The organism is Egbenema bharatensis FJBBOT/2019 (assembly GCF_048077055.1).
Lineage (GTDB): Bacteria > Cyanobacteriota > Cyanobacteriia > Elainellales > Elainellaceae > Egbenema > Egbenema bharatensis.
The window spans coordinates 7,272,606-7,286,433 of sequence record NZ_CP182236.1; the positions used below are offsets into that span (position 1 = coordinate 7,272,606).

10 protein-coding genes, 1 tRNA gene and 2 pseudogenes are annotated in these 13,828 nt (G+C 53.0%); 6 read left to right on the forward strand and 7 right to left on the reverse strand.

Features of this window, described 5'->3' with window-relative positions; translation table 11 throughout:
* Positions 1-85: 85 nt before the first annotated feature.
* Complete coding sequence (locus ACM1PF_RS33815; RefSeq protein ID WP_416670909.1) at positions 86-1,093, reverse strand: S8 family serine peptidase; 1,008 nt, start codon at positions 1,091-1,093, stop codon at positions 86-88.
* Positions 1,087-1,755, reverse strand: a complete 669-nt coding sequence (locus ACM1PF_RS33820) for a S8 family serine peptidase (protein WP_416670910.1) — start codon at positions 1,753-1,755, stop codon at positions 1,087-1,089. The genes ACM1PF_RS33815 and ACM1PF_RS33820 overlap by 7 nt, the downstream gene beginning before the upstream one ends.
* Positions 1,756-1,925: 170 nt before the next feature.
* Between ACM1PF_RS33820 and rpe the strand changes: the two genes are divergently transcribed.
* On the forward strand, positions 1,926-2,627 hold the full coding sequence (gene rpe, locus ACM1PF_RS33825) for a ribulose-phosphate 3-epimerase (RefSeq protein WP_416670912.1): 702 nt from the start codon (positions 1,926-1,928) through the stop codon (positions 2,625-2,627).
* Positions 2,628-2,715: 88 nt separating this feature from the next.
* Here rpe and ACM1PF_RS33830 read toward each other — a convergent pair whose 3' ends face one another.
* From ACM1PF_RS33830 to petC, 3 genes are all read right to left on the reverse strand, one after another.
* The gene (locus ACM1PF_RS33830; protein ID WP_416670914.1) at positions 2,716-3,549 is read right to left on the reverse strand and encodes a magnesium transporter; all 834 of its coding nucleotides are present in this window, start codon (positions 3,547-3,549) and stop codon (positions 2,716-2,718) included.
* 354 nt (positions 3,550-3,903) lie between these two features.
* Positions 3,904-4,890, reverse strand: a complete 987-nt coding sequence (petA, locus tag ACM1PF_RS33835) for a cytochrome f (protein ID WP_416670915.1) — start codon at positions 4,888-4,890, stop codon at positions 3,904-3,906.
* Positions 4,891-4,947: 57 nt separating this feature from the next.
* Positions 4,948-5,490 carry a cytochrome b6-f complex iron-sulfur subunit gene (petC, locus tag ACM1PF_RS33840; RefSeq protein WP_416670916.1) on the reverse strand — a complete coding sequence of 181 codons (543 nt, stop codon included), beginning with the start codon at positions 5,488-5,490 and terminating at the stop codon, positions 4,948-4,950.
* A 357-nt stretch (positions 5,491-5,847) separates the two neighbouring features.
* Here petC and ACM1PF_RS33845 point away from each other — a divergent pair.
* From ACM1PF_RS33845 to arsS, 3 genes and pseudogenes are all read left to right on the forward strand, one after another.
* A tRNA-Asp gene (locus ACM1PF_RS33845) sits at positions 5,848-5,921 on the forward strand.
* A 162-nt stretch (positions 5,922-6,083) separates the two neighbouring features.
* Positions 6,084-6,412 (forward strand): annotated as a pseudogene (locus ACM1PF_RS33850) (arsenosugar biosynthesis-associated peroxidase-like protein).
* A gap of 311 nt (positions 6,413-6,723) precedes the next feature.
* The gene (gene arsS, locus ACM1PF_RS33855) at positions 6,724-7,773 is read left to right on the forward strand and encodes an arsenosugar biosynthesis radical SAM (seleno)protein ArsS (RefSeq protein ID WP_416676927.1); all 1,050 of its coding nucleotides are present in this window, start codon (positions 6,724-6,726) and stop codon (positions 7,771-7,773) included.
* On the opposite strand, the gene glsA is transcribed toward arsS, so the two are convergent.
* Positions 7,770-8,783: a glutaminase A gene (gene glsA, locus ACM1PF_RS33860; RefSeq protein WP_416670919.1), complete on the reverse strand. Its 1,014-nt coding sequence runs from the start codon at positions 8,781-8,783 to the stop codon at positions 7,770-7,772. The two genes, arsS and glsA, sit on opposite strands and share 4 nt — an antisense overlap.
* Positions 8,770-9,105, reverse strand: a complete 336-nt coding sequence (locus ACM1PF_RS33865) for a hypothetical protein (protein WP_416676947.1) — start codon at positions 9,103-9,105, stop codon at positions 8,770-8,772. The genes glsA and ACM1PF_RS33865 overlap by 14 nt, the downstream gene beginning before the upstream one ends.
* 122 nt (positions 9,106-9,227) lie before the next feature.
* On the opposite strand from ACM1PF_RS33865, the pseudogene ACM1PF_RS33870 reads away from it, so the two are divergent.
* Positions 9,228-12,704, forward strand: a pseudogene (locus ACM1PF_RS33870) (tetratricopeptide repeat protein); the annotation flags it as partial.
* A gap of 79 nt (positions 12,705-12,783) precedes the next feature.
* Positions 12,784-13,800 (forward strand): tetratricopeptide repeat protein, encoded by a 1,017-nt coding sequence (locus ACM1PF_RS33875; RefSeq protein WP_416670921.1) that lies wholly within the window; start codon positions 12,784-12,786, stop codon positions 13,798-13,800.
* The last annotated feature ends 28 nt before the right edge of the window (positions 13,801-13,828 follow it).

Below are 13,828 nucleotides of genomic sequence, written 5' to 3' on the forward strand. Positions count from 1 at the left end.
AGAAAGGCGGAAGCATGAAGGCGCAACAAAGGAACTTCCTACTTCCTCACTCCTCACTCCTCACTCCTTACTCCTCACTCCTCACTCACTCCTCAACGCTCCACCACGCCAGCGCATAGGGCTGAATTGGCTCATTCACCTGTTCATCGAACACAACCCGCAGTTTGTACTGTCCGGTTTGGGGAATCTGGAAGAAAATGTGTTCGACGCTATCTACAGGACTGTTAGAGGCCCAAATGGCTTCACTGATATCGTTGGCTAGGGCGGGCATCAGGTAAAGGTTCAGGTCATTCAGGTGGCGATCGACGAAGGATTCCCCAACGTCGTATTGTCCGTTGTTGTTCTGATCTTGCAGGTCTACAACCCGATCCCAGGCTAAGGTGGCTGAAATGAAGCTCTCCCGCTTCAGGGGCGCATCGAAAAAGTAATCTCGATAGGGGGCAGTGTGTTGCCGAGGGGCTTGCTCCGATCGATCGGTCGGTAAACTGACGGTGCGGTAGTCCCAGCCGATCGCCGGAATTCTCCCTGGCTGCCACTGTCCTGGACTAAATTGTTGATAGGCACGAAAAGCGTTCAGGTGCCCGGTTCCCAGGTCAGCATCCAGGGGCAAATGGGTCGATTCGTAGGCATCAGACTCCAACCAGGTACGGTTCCGCGGGCTTCGCAGGGTGCGGGTCATGCCCAGGTGTAGGCCATTGCCGTTATCTTCAATTTTGTCAGCCGAGTTCATTAAGACTGCTTTCATCACCAGTTGATGACGAGCATCCAGACCCCAGTGGGTTTCCTGAGGATCACGGGATGACTGGACGACTTCTCGAATCGAGCGATCGCCAAATTCCTGAAGTAAAGCCACGGTCGCTGCCACATGGGGTGCAGCAAAACTCGTCCCTGAGGCGGGTGCAGCGGTTTCACCATCTGGGGTGATGGTTTGCAAATTGCTCCCAGGGGCAACGAGGGCCACAGACCGACGCGCTCCAACATTACTTTCGCTGGATGGATCTCGTCCAGGGACGACGGTGGGTTCACTGCCTAAACTGGAAAAATCCACCCTGGTAAAGCGACCATTCACCGACATTGAATTAGCAATCACCATCCCATTAAAGGTGTCAGTCGGAATGGGGAAGCCCCCCGATCCTGATTTCCTGCCACCACATGCAGCACATCATGGACTCTGGCCGACCAGTCCACACATTGAGTCAACAGCGCATTGCCATCTAAAACGGCATTGGGCCGGGGATCTCGATCGAGGGATTCGCCAAAGCTGTAGTTAATGGCCCGTAGATCTCCCCCATTTTGCATTGCCAAAGTTTGTAACGCTAAACATTCTTCGGGTTGTTCACTCCGATCCTCCAGCCCAATGGCCGCTGCATAAAGGACTGCATCCGGGGCTACCCCCGTCAGGGTTTTATCCTGGCTGATCATCACGCTGGCCACACTGGCGGCATGGCGATCGACCAGGGTATCTGATTCCGCCTGGGAATCCCGGAAAAATAACCGATTGGGACGTACTGCCCGGTTGGTTGCCCCAGCTTTGTCTAGCCCGAAGAGTGCCGGACGACCAATTTCCACCTGGCCGATCGCAATTTTTCGTCCCGTTAAGTTATAAGGCGGCTGATGCAGTACCGATGCCTGAATGCCATCCTCCCCAATGGAAACCGATAGTCCAAAAACTGGAGATACCAGTGGGGAAGCGAGTACCGCACAAATCAATCCACAAACCAATCCCAACCATTGCCGTTTCAGCCACCGATTCATGCAGTTCTCCAGAGTAATCTATTCATTTCAAGCCATCTCAAACTATTGGCGATGAACTCATGCAAAATTCATCATTGATTTCGACGATTCCGGGGATCATCGGGTATTGGGACAACAACACACTTTGTTAAACTAATTACAAGACAGGCAGCAGGAGAGTACAAATACCCATGAGCCAATCCACTAAACAGACCGTAATTGCTCCGTCCATTCTATCGGCAGATTTTAGCCGTTTAGGTGAAGAGATTCAGGCCGTTGACAAAGCTGGAGCCGACTGGATCCATGTTGATGTGATGGATGGTCGTTTCGTACCCAACATCACGATCGGCCCCCTGATTGTCAAGGCAGTTCGTCCCCACACCCAAAAGCCTCTGGATGTCCACCTGATGATTGTGGAGCCGGAGAAATACGTTGAAGATTTTGCCAAAGCCGGAGCAGACATCATTTCGGTTCATGCAGAGCACAATGCCTCTCCTCACCTGCACCGTACCCTTTGTCAAATCAAAGAACTGGGCAAACAAGCTGGTGTTGTGCTGAATCCTTCCACGCCGCTGGATTTGATCGAGTACGTCCTGGAAGAATGCGACTTGATCCTGATCATGAGCGTGAACCCTGGCTTCGGCGGCCAAAGCTTCATTCCCGCTGTGGTTCCCAAAATCCGTAAGCTGCGGCAAATGTGCGATGAGCGCGGCCTCGATCCCTGGATTGAAGTGGATGGCGGATTGAAGGGGAACAACACCTGGCAGGTCCTGGAAGCGGGAGCCAATGCGATCGTCGCTGGGTCTGCGGTCTTTGGTGCCAAGGACTATGCTGAAGCAATTTCAGGCATTCGCAACAGCAAGCGACCGGAACCTGAGTTGGTGACTGCGTAATTAATTAGAGGTATGCAAGATAGCGTACCCGGTTGGGGCGTACTGCTGTGCGCCCTTACAGCAGCTTTCTGCAAGAATTGGGATGGCATCACGTCAGATGTAACATCCACCGGGCAAATTTCAGGTAAACCCATACTCCGAGAATGTCAACCACCACAGAGCTGACCGGAGCAGACATCAGGGCTGGATCAAAACCCAGTGCCTTAAAGCAATAGGGCAAAATAGAACCTGAAACCGCAGCAATCACAGCAACCGCAAATAGACTAATACCGATCACGATCGCCACATCCCATTCTCCCTCCAGGACGATTGCAATTCCGGTCACGACCGCTCCCAATACCAGCCCCAGCAGAATCGATACAAACGTTTGTTCAACAACTCGTTTCAGGCTGACTCGCCAATTCACTTCTTCCTGACTCAGGGCCCGCACAATCACGGTGGCAGACTGAGTGCTGACATTGCCCCCACTGCCAATCAACAAGGGAATAAAGGCGGCCAAAGCAACGACCTGTTGCAGGACACTTTCCTGGGCATGAATTACAGCCGTTGTAGCCGTATTTGCCAGCAGCAAAACCACCAACCATACAATTCGCTTCGCCGCCCGCTGCAACACGCTGATCTGAAAGTAGTCTGTTTCCTGATCGATCGGCTCCCTAGACTCAGAACCTTGAGGGCTATTGTCTCCGTTCCCCGATTCCTGCTGCGACAAAATGGCTCCCAGCGAACTCTGGCGAAGGTGCTGCACCAACTGCTGCTGCTGATCTTCCCTCAAATTCTGATACAGCTCAAGGGCGATCGTCGGCGACAGATCCTGCAACGCCACTATTTGCTCCTGAAACGACAGGTCTTGAAACTGCACAGCAGCCTCAGAGGGTGACAGCTTCTGCAAGGAGGGGGGATTTAGCTCGGACGGAATGGACATGAATCTTCGGACAACCCAAACGGGGTGTTTTAGCCATCAACAAAATGATACGTCTTCGCATCATACTCAGCGGGCGATCGCTTTCCTCTGTATCGGCAGAGATAACTCCCCCAACCCCTCAGCCCATCCAAAGAGATAAATGGGCACACTAAATATTCCTCCGCCCTCCGCCCTCCGCCCTCCGCCCTCCGCCCTCCGCCCTCCGCCCTCCGCCCTCCGCCCTGCCGACTCCCGACTCCCGACTCCTCCCTCCGCCCTCCGCCCTCCTCACTCCTCACTCCTCACTCCTCACTCCTCACTAAAAAAGAGGCACTCCACCGAGCACCTCTCAAAATGGGGATCAGCCCAAAAGCGTTAGAACGTCATTTCGGCAGCCTGTACCCGTTCCACTTGCTTCTTCTTCAGCACCAGCATGATCTGGGACAAAGTAACTGCCGCCAGGAACGCCAGCAAACCCTTCACCCGGTTGGGGCTTTGCAGCACAATTTCCGTATCTTTCTGACCAAAGCCACCCACATTAGGGTTGTTGGTCAATGCTGCCCCTGCGGCTACCTCATCGCCCTCAGACACAATCAGTTCAGGGCCGGGCGGAATCGCATCCATGACGGTTCCATCCACCGACTCAATGGTGACGGAATAACCACCATCGTCCGCCTTAGCGATCTGACTCACAGTACCGGCGGCTGAAGCGGTATAGACAGTATTATTGCTCTTTTCACCCGTAGGATAAACCTGCCCGCGGCCCCGGTTGCCACCCAGGTGAACCGAATACTTACCAAAATAAACAGATTTGTTGGTGCTGGGGTCAGGGGAAAGTACCGGGAAAACGATTTCCTGATACTGATCGCCTGGCAACGGCCCCACCAAAACAATATTTTCTTTACCTTCTGCGTAGGGCTGGAACAAGTAGCTGGGCCCTACCTCTTCCTTCATTTCTTCGGGAATGCGATCCTCTGGAGCGATCGTAAAGCCGTCTGGCAACATCAGGACAGCCCCAACGTTGAGGGGGCCTTTATCGCCTGTACTCTGCACTTGCTGAAGATTAGTATCGTAGGGAATCTTCACCACTGCTTTGAATACAGAATCGGGCAGAACGGCTTGCGGCACTTCAATCTCAACTGGTTTCTGAGCCAGGTGACAGTTAGCACAGACAATGCGTCCCGTTGCTTCACGCGGGCTTTCGTAGTTTTGCTGCGCCCAGAACGGATAGGCATGGGCAGCCTGGGGATGAATTAAATCACTTCCCAACAGTAGAGTAATAGCGGCCAGGGCAACCAGGGCACTGTGGCGCAGAACCCTTCCTCCCTTAGACCATAGCGTTGACCAAAACGTTGACTTCATGGGTACGTCGTGTTCAGTTACAAAGGATGCGATCGACAAAATAAATAATGGCTGATGTTATGCCCACCAGGGATTTTCGCCCGTCCGGAAATCAGTCTCTGTCCATTCCGTGAAGGAAATCTTACCGTTTTCAGTCACGTTGGCATGGGCCAGAGCCAGGGAAAGGGGAGCAGGTTCACGAACCACCTTCCCTTGAGCGTTGTACTGAGAACCATGACAGGGGCAGACAAACTTGTTCTCGCTGGCATTCCAGGGCACTACACAACCCAGGTGAGTACAAACGGCATTGATCCCATAGTCAGCGATCGCATCGGTGCTTTCCACCACGATGTAGGTCGGATCACCCTTGAGTCCTTGAGCCAGAGTCCGCTCACCGGGCTTATGCTCGGCCAGAAAATTCGCCAGGGTAATATCGTTACCCAGGGCATCTTTGGCGATCGTTCCACCGCCAGCACCACCGCTAGAGGGAGGAATGAAATATTTGACGATCGGATATAACGCTCCCAAAGCAGTTCCAGTCACCGCTCCGAAGGTTAGCAGGTTCATAAATTGGCGACGACCCAGATCAGGTACGTCGGGGGTTCCAGAAATTTGAGCCATGAGTTGAGCAGAAGTGTATTGACAAAACAGTTAAACAATGTGGCTTTTAATTAAAGTAGCCTGCGATCGGACACTTTAACGTAGAGTCCTATAATTTTTTCCCGGTCTGCTGTGCCTTAAAGCCTGGGCAGACGGAAACAGCTTTGAAACTGCAAACCGTGAAGCCACCGTCCAACACAGCCATCGTTGCCATAATTCAGCAACTTTACAGTTATTCATTATCGCATGGATGGATCTCAGGAATGAAGGGTTCTGCGGGAAGTGATAAGCTAAATTCAGACGCAAAAAAACAACATCAAAAAAATGTTTGACAAATGCGTCATCAGTCAGCACAATAGAGATTGCGCGAAAAAACAAGGGACTGTAGTTCAATTGGTTAGAGCACCGCCCTGTCACGGCGGAAGTTGCGGGTTCGAGCCCCGTCAGTCCCGTAGAAGTTGGTTTCATATAAAAAGCTTGTACTAGAAATTAGATTTTCTGGAGCGAGTACATTTATTCCTGGAAGATTTTATTGGGATTTGGCGCAAAGATTTAGCTTTAGGCGTAGGCTACGGAAGCAGTCTTTGGGCTAAGTTTCCCATAGGGGTTTGGGCATGACGTACTATCAACCGGATCATCTGGCTCACTTTGGAGATGTGGGGGAGGGTAATTCTGAACTGGCAGAAAAATTTTTTGCTTACTACGGCGCGGTTTTTGCTGAGGGGCCCTATCCGCACGGGAAAAGGCGTTGATCGCACTGGCGGTGTCCCATACGGTGCAGTGTCCTTACTGCATTGAGGCCTATAGTAAAGAATGTTTACAGCAGGGTTCAGATCTGGAGCAGATGACGGAGGCAATTCACGTCGCAACAGCCATCCGAGGTGGAGCGTCCCTCGTCCATGGCATGCAGATGTTGGATCACGTGAAGCAGGTAGGGATGTAACGTAGGGCCCCGTTGCGTAGGGGCGCATTGCTATGCGCCCGCACAGGGAATGACGAGGTAGGGACCCATTGCCCACGCCTGAAGTGTAATGCAGGAGCACAGGGCCCACACCCGAACAAATTGAATGGTTTTTGCCGCAATGTATAGAGGAACGTTTCAAAATGTTTGAGGAAACGCAAAGGGAAGAATCGATCGCAGTCTCACTAGATCTAGAAAGTCTCAATCTAGAAAGTCTCAATCTAGAAAGTCTCAATCTAGAAAGCCTCAATCTAGAAAGCGTGGAGGCTGGGCGAAAACCCACCACCTCTTTGATGAAACGTCGATCGCCTCTAGCTGATCCCCAGGAGCAGTTAGCGAATCTAGAGGCAGTGGATTTATCCCACACGCGACAGAACGGTAATTTTTCCGCACGATTAGCCAATGTAGGATATTCAGGTCTACGTCCTGGAACGTTAGAAATTTTCCAAATCAATGTTGGTAAACTCTGTAACATGACCTGTCGCCACTGCCATGTGGATGCAGGGCCCGATCGCCGCGAGATTATGAGTCGGGAAACGATCGATCTGTGTTTGCAGGCATTAGATCAAACCCCGGCCTATACGGTAGATATCACTGGGGGTGCGCCAGAGTTAAATCCCCACTTTCGCTATCTGGTGGAACAATGTGTTGTGCGCGGCAAACACGTCATCGATCGCTGTAATCTCACAGTACTGCTGCTGCCAACGATGGAGGATTTGCCGGAGTGGTTAGCGGAACGGAAGGTGGAAGTGGTCTGTTCGTTACCCCACTATCGCAAGCTGAATACGGATTCGCAACGGGGGCAGGGAACCTTTGAAAAGTCGATCGCAGCCCTCAAACGATTAAATGCAGCAGGATATGGTTCAGGTCATCCCGATCGCCAGCTTACTTTGATGTCTAATCCCGTGGGCGCATTTTTAGCCAGTGGTCAGGCTCGAATGGAGCAGGAATGGAAAGCGGGGTTGTTTAAGAATCATGGTGTAACATTCGATCGCCTGATTGCGCTGAACAATATGCCCATCTCTCGGTACTTAGAATGGCTGGAACAATCGGGCAACCTAGAACGGTATATGGAACTGCTGGTGAATTCATTTAATCCAGGAACGATCGAAGGATTGATGTGTCGAAATACGCTTTCAATTTCCTGGGATGGTCGCTTGTTTGACTGCGATTTTAACCAGATGTTGGAACTGGAAGTGGCATCCCCTGAAAATCAGTCTGCTCACATTCGAGACTTTCAGCCCGCATGGTTGGCAGAACGGGAAATCGTTACGGGACGACATTGTTTTGGTTGTACTGCTGGAGCCGGAAGTTCCTGTGGTGGGGCGATCGAGAAAGGTTAAACGGAACCTTTGCCGAACCGTTGCAAGAATTTCTGACAACCCATTGAAGAATCAAACAGGTGTAGCCCAAAATAATCCGATAACTCCTCACACACTTTCACCCCCCGAACGCTATTGGCGCGATCGTCCAAAGGCGGAGAAAAAACTGCAATCCCAAGCTGATTGGGCACAACCACAATAATGCCGCCAGAAACTCCACTCTTTGCCGGTAGACCCACCCGATAGGCCCACTCCCCCGCAAAGTTGTACATGCCGCAGGTGTACATCACGCTGAGAATGTCTCGAATGTAGGTTGCGGCAACAGCCCGTTCCCCGGTAATCGGATTCACCCCCAGATTGGCCAATGTGGCAGCCATCACCGCCAGATCGCGGCAGGAAACCATGACGGAACACTGCTGAAAGTACAGATCCAGTGCCTCATCGATCGCCCCATCGATCATGCCGAAGTTTCGCATCAGGTAAGCCATCGCCCGATTGCGATCGCCCGTTGCCCGCTCACTCATAAACGTGGCAATATCTACAAAAATATCGTGCCCAATGTAACGACGAAACATTTCCAGCATCCGATTCAGTCGTTCCGTTGGATCTGCGCCTTTAATCAAACTGGTGGTAGCGATCGCACCAGCATTGACCATCGGGTTGTAGGGCCGTTTGGATTGCTCATCTAAAATGATGGCGTTAAAGGCATCCCCGGTGGGTTCAACGCCCACTTTAGTCAGAAAATAATCTCGCCCATGATCTTCCAGGGCCATCCCCTGCACAAATACCTTAGAAATAGATTGAATGGTAAACAGCTGATCGGCTTCTCCAACTGTAAATACCTGCCCATCGACGGTCGCAACGGCAATTCCAAACCAGTCTGGATCCATCTTGGCTAGTTCGGGAATATAGTTCGCTACTTTACCGACAGTCAAGGATCGATATTTCGTATGCAGTTCACTCAGGATGCTCTGGCAGGAAGGAGAAGTCGGATCGATCGCTGGGAGGGGAGTGCTGTCAGATGGAGGCATAGAAGGGGAAGGAGAGGGAGGACTGAGGACTGAGAGGGAGGACTGAGAGGCAGAGGGAGAGGGAGGACTGAGGACTGAGGGCTGAGAGGGAGGAGGGAGGAGGGAGGACTGCGAATTTGATCACCTGAAATTCTTGTGGGGTGGGCATCTTGCCTGCCCAGTCAGGAGGACTTCTGAAATTCTTGTGGGGTGGGCATTTTGCCTGCCCAGTCAGGAGGACTGAGGATTTGGGTACACTGGTTGGGAACGTGACGGCATCATGCTGGTATTGCATCGTGCCATGAGCCATATGATAGGTGGTTTTATCGCGGTTGATTGACAAAACAGGACTGGCGCGACAGGAGAATCGGGATTTATGCCTAAACCAGACGATCGCCTACGCGGGTTTTCTCCAAATTCTGTAGATATTGAAACCACCCTGAGCCAGATCGCGCAACTGGGGCAATCTGGACAGTTAGCCAAGGCAGAAAAGCAGTGTCAGCAGTTTCTCCAACGGCATCCCAGGGTCGCAAGGGGCTGGGATATGCTGGGGTTAATTGCCCTGCAAAAAGGACAACCTCAGGCGGCCCTGCAACATATTGAACAGGCGATTCATCTAGATCCAACTCAGGCGGACTTCCATGACCATGCTGGAGTCGCCCACTGCAATGGCGGAGATCTGGCAGCCGGAATTCTCTGCTATCAGGAAGCTTTGCGGCTCAATCCTCGGACGGCTCATGTGCAATACAATCTAGGACTGGCGCAATCGAAGCTGGGTCATTACGAGGAGGCACTCCACACCTTTGCCATGTTGACGGCTCAACAGCCCAGCCATGCCCCTGCGTACTACCAGATGGGCAATATTTACCAGCAGCAGCGAGAGCTGAACACTGCGATCGTCCATTACCAGCAGGCCGTCCGCCATTATCCGCAGTATGCCGAAGCCTGGTACAACCTGGGGGTGTCTTTTCAGGAAACCAGCGAATATCCGCAGGCTGAAGCCGCCTATCAGAAAGCACTGTCCATCCGACCCGACTATCCAGAAGCCCTGAACGGCATGGGAACCATCCTGGAACGGCAGGGACAAGCCACCGCTGCGATCGACCATTATCAACGCGCCCTCTCCCTTCAGCCCCAATCGATTCACGCCTTACTGAACCTGGGTAATTTGTATGTTCGATTAGAGCAATTACCAGAAGCCAAAGCCACCTACCGTCAGGCCCTCACCCTGGAGACGCAAAACCTGCAAGCGTTAGATAACCTGATCAAAATCCAGCTCAAACAGTGCGATTGGCAAGATTTAGCTGAGTTAGTCGATCGCCTCAAAACCCTCACCCTGGCTCACCTCACCCCCTCCCTGACTCATCCCCCTTCCCCCTTCAACAGCCTCTTCCTCCCCTTCACCGCCGCCGAACAGCAACACATCGCCCAATCCCACGCCCAAACGATCGCCCAACGCATCCAGCCAACTCCAGATCCGACTCCTGACTCGTCTGGGCGATTCGCCGATCGCATCCAACCAACCTCAGATCCGACTCCTGACTTCTCGTCTGGGCGATTCACGAATCGCCCCTACCCTACCCTGCGCCTCGGTTATGTCTCTGGCGACTTCCGCTACCATGCGGTGGGTCATCTGATCCTGCAACTGTTTGAACGCCACGATCGCCAACAGTTTCAGGTTTATGCCTATTCCCTGGGGCCGAAGATGGCAGCGATGAACGCCAAAAGCTGATGGCAGACTGCGACCAGTTCCGGGAGGTCAGAGACTTAACCCCGCGCCAAATTGCCCAACAGATTCAGCAGGATCAAATTGATATTCTGATTGACCTGTCCGGCTACACCGACTATTCCTGTCCCGAACTCTTCGCCCTCCGTCCTGCCCCGATTCAAATCAATTACCTGGGCTATCCGGGAACGATGGGTGCGGATTACATGGACTACATTATTGTCGATCCAGTCGTCGCTCCTCCAGAAGTGGCGGATTACCTGACGGAGCAATGCCTCTACCTCCCCGACTCCTACCAGTTGAACAGTTATTCCGCCATTGATTTAGCTCCAACCGCGATCGCCTCCCCTGTCACCGATTCCGCCTTTGCCTTTTGCTGTTTCAACAAGAGTGAAAAAATTGAGCCGCAACTGTTTGCCGTCTGGATGCGAATTCTGGATCGAGTGCCAGGAAGCGTCCTGTGGTTATTGAGCGATCGCCCAGAAACAGAGCAAAATCTAAGAGCGGAAGCAGAACGCCACGGGATTGACTGCGATCGACTCCAATTTGCGCCACGGGTGCTCAAGGCAGAACATTTAGCCCGCCATCCATCCTTCGATTTATTTTTAGATACGCTGTTCTACAACGCCCATGTCACTGCCAGCGATGCCCTCTGGTCGGGTGTGCCCGTGATTACCGTAGCGGGTCAAACCTTTGCCTCTCGCGTCGCCGCCAGTCTACTCACTGCCGCTGGCTTACCCGAACTGATCACCCACTCCCTCCAGGAATACGAACAACTCGCGGTTCACCTGGCTACCCATCCCACTGAACTGAAGCAACTGAAGGATCGGTTGATCAGCGATCGGCATTCCTTACCCCTATTCGACACCGATCGTACGGTTCGTCATCTAGAGGCGGGCTATCGTCAGGTTTGGGAACGGCATCAGGCAGGGTTGGCTCCGGGGGTGGTTTGGGTAAAAGTAAGGGGAGTGGGGAATGGGGAGTCGGGAGTGGGGAATGGGGAGTCGGGAATCGGGAGTCCTGATGCAGGTTCCGCGAATCCTGGCAGGCAAGATGCCTGCGCTACGGAGACTACGCCTTCCTCCTCACTCCTCACCCCTCACTCCTCACTCCTCACTCTGCAATCACTCCTCACTCCTCACCCCTCACTCCCTACTCCCCACTCCCCATCTACCCTCACCTGCTCGATCGACTCTGGCTTCCAAACCTGGCTCAAACAGGCCAATGGTTCCGTGCTGATTACCACCTATCAGGCCGGTAAGGTGATTTTGGTGGGATGGAATGGGGAGCAGGTGACGATTCTGCCGCGTCAGTTTCCTAAACCGATGGGGGTGGCAATTACCGCCGATCGCATGGCTCTGGCCACTCACCAGGAGGTGCTTCTATTTGCCAATGCGCCTGCCCTGGTGCGAGATTATTTACCCGATCAGCCTGGACAGTATGATGCGCTGTACATCCCTCGTGCAGCTTACTTCACGGGAGATTTGCTGATTCATGATCTGGCCTTTGGAGGGGATGAACTTTGGGCGGTGAATACGCGCTTTAGCTGTTTGGTCACCCTCAGCCCTGAATTTAGCTTTATTCCGCGCTGGCAACCTGCATTCATTTCAGAACTGACTCCAGAGGATCGGTGTCATCTGAATGGCATGGCGATCGTTGCGGGTCAACCGAAGTATGTCACAGCACTGGGCAGTACAGACACCCCACGGGGTTGGAGTCCTGGTAAGGTCAATGGCGGGATTTTGATCGAGGTGGAAAGCCAGGAAATTCTGCTACAAGGGTTATCCATGCCCCATTCCCCCCGCTGGTATCGAGACAAACTCTGGCTCTTGAATTCGGGTACTGGCGAACTGTGGCAGGTTGATCCCGCATCGGGACAGCAGGAAGTGGTCTGTGCTGTACCTGGCTTTGGGCGCGGTTTGGCGTTTGTGGGAGACTATGCCCTGGTGGGATTGTCCCAAATTCGAGAACAGCACATCTTCGGCGGTTTACCGATTCAAACTCAGTTCGATCGCCTCCTGGCGGGGGTAGCGGTGATTAATCTCAAGACAGGCAACCTGACGGGACTCCTGGAATTTCCCACGGGCAGTCAGGAACTCTATGATGTGGCCTTCTTGCCCAATCTGCTGCGACCGATGCTGCTCAATCCTTCTGATGAGGCGGCTGAAGCCATCACCACCCCCGACTTTGACTACTGGATGCGCCGTGCCTCCCCCTGAATCAAACTCTAAAATCTAAAATTACCAGTAGAGGGATTTCAGACGGTCAATCATCAGCAACAGGAAGCAGGCGGCAATGCACCAGGCGTTCTATCAGCAGGGAATGGCGAAAGTCAGGGAAGGAAATTGGGAACAGGCGATCGAACAATTCGATCAAGCCCTGGATGCAAATCCCAATTTTGCTGAAGCTTACTATCAGCGGGGACTGGCTCAGTTCAAACTGGGCAACGGGCAGGCAGCCGTGAATGATTACACTCGCGCCCTCCTCAGTGATGCTGAGAACCCCAGGATTTACTACGCCAGAGGGTTGGCTCACCTGGCGATCGGCAAAACGGAGTATGCAGTGGCGGATGCCAAACAGGCGATTTTGCTAAATCCCACGGATGCTGAAGCTTACCGAGTCCTGGCGGCGGCTCGTCGTCAACAAGGAGCGATCCAAAAGGCAGTCAACAGCTACCAAAAGGCGGCTGAATTGTATCTGGATCAACCGGATGTAGCGAACTGTCGTTACTGCCTGGAACAAATTCGCGCCCTCCAACCCGATCGCATCCCAGATGCCGGATCGATCGCAACTCCTTCGACCTCCTTTTCCTCAGAGACATTTATCAACCAGGCCACGGCAAAGGCTAAACAGCGCAACCACCGCTCTGCCCTGGAGGATTTGAACTGGGTCATCCAACTGGATCCGGGCGATGTTCAGGCATATATCCACCGGGGCCAAATTCTGGCGGATCTGCGGGACTGGCGGGGCGCGATCGCCGACTATCATCAGGCAGCTCGGATTTTCCTCGATCGGGCGGATAAGACCAATGCCCAGAACATGCTCGATCGGATTCAGCAGCTTAAAACGGCTCAAACCGAAGCGGCTCGATCGGTGAGAAGAACCCCCAGTAATGTGGTGATGTTTCCGACTCGATCGGTTCCGCCCAGAGAACTCAGTGCCGTTCTGCGCTACAAACTCCAATCGCTAGTCGGAGATGATCGCCGGATTGTGGCAGGACTGGTCGATCGCCTCAAACTCAAACATCCGGGAATGCCGGAGGAATGGTACTGGGGCAAGGCAATTTACGACCTGGAGCGCGATCGGCGGTAGAGAAAAACCGTAGGGCGATCGTCGCGAT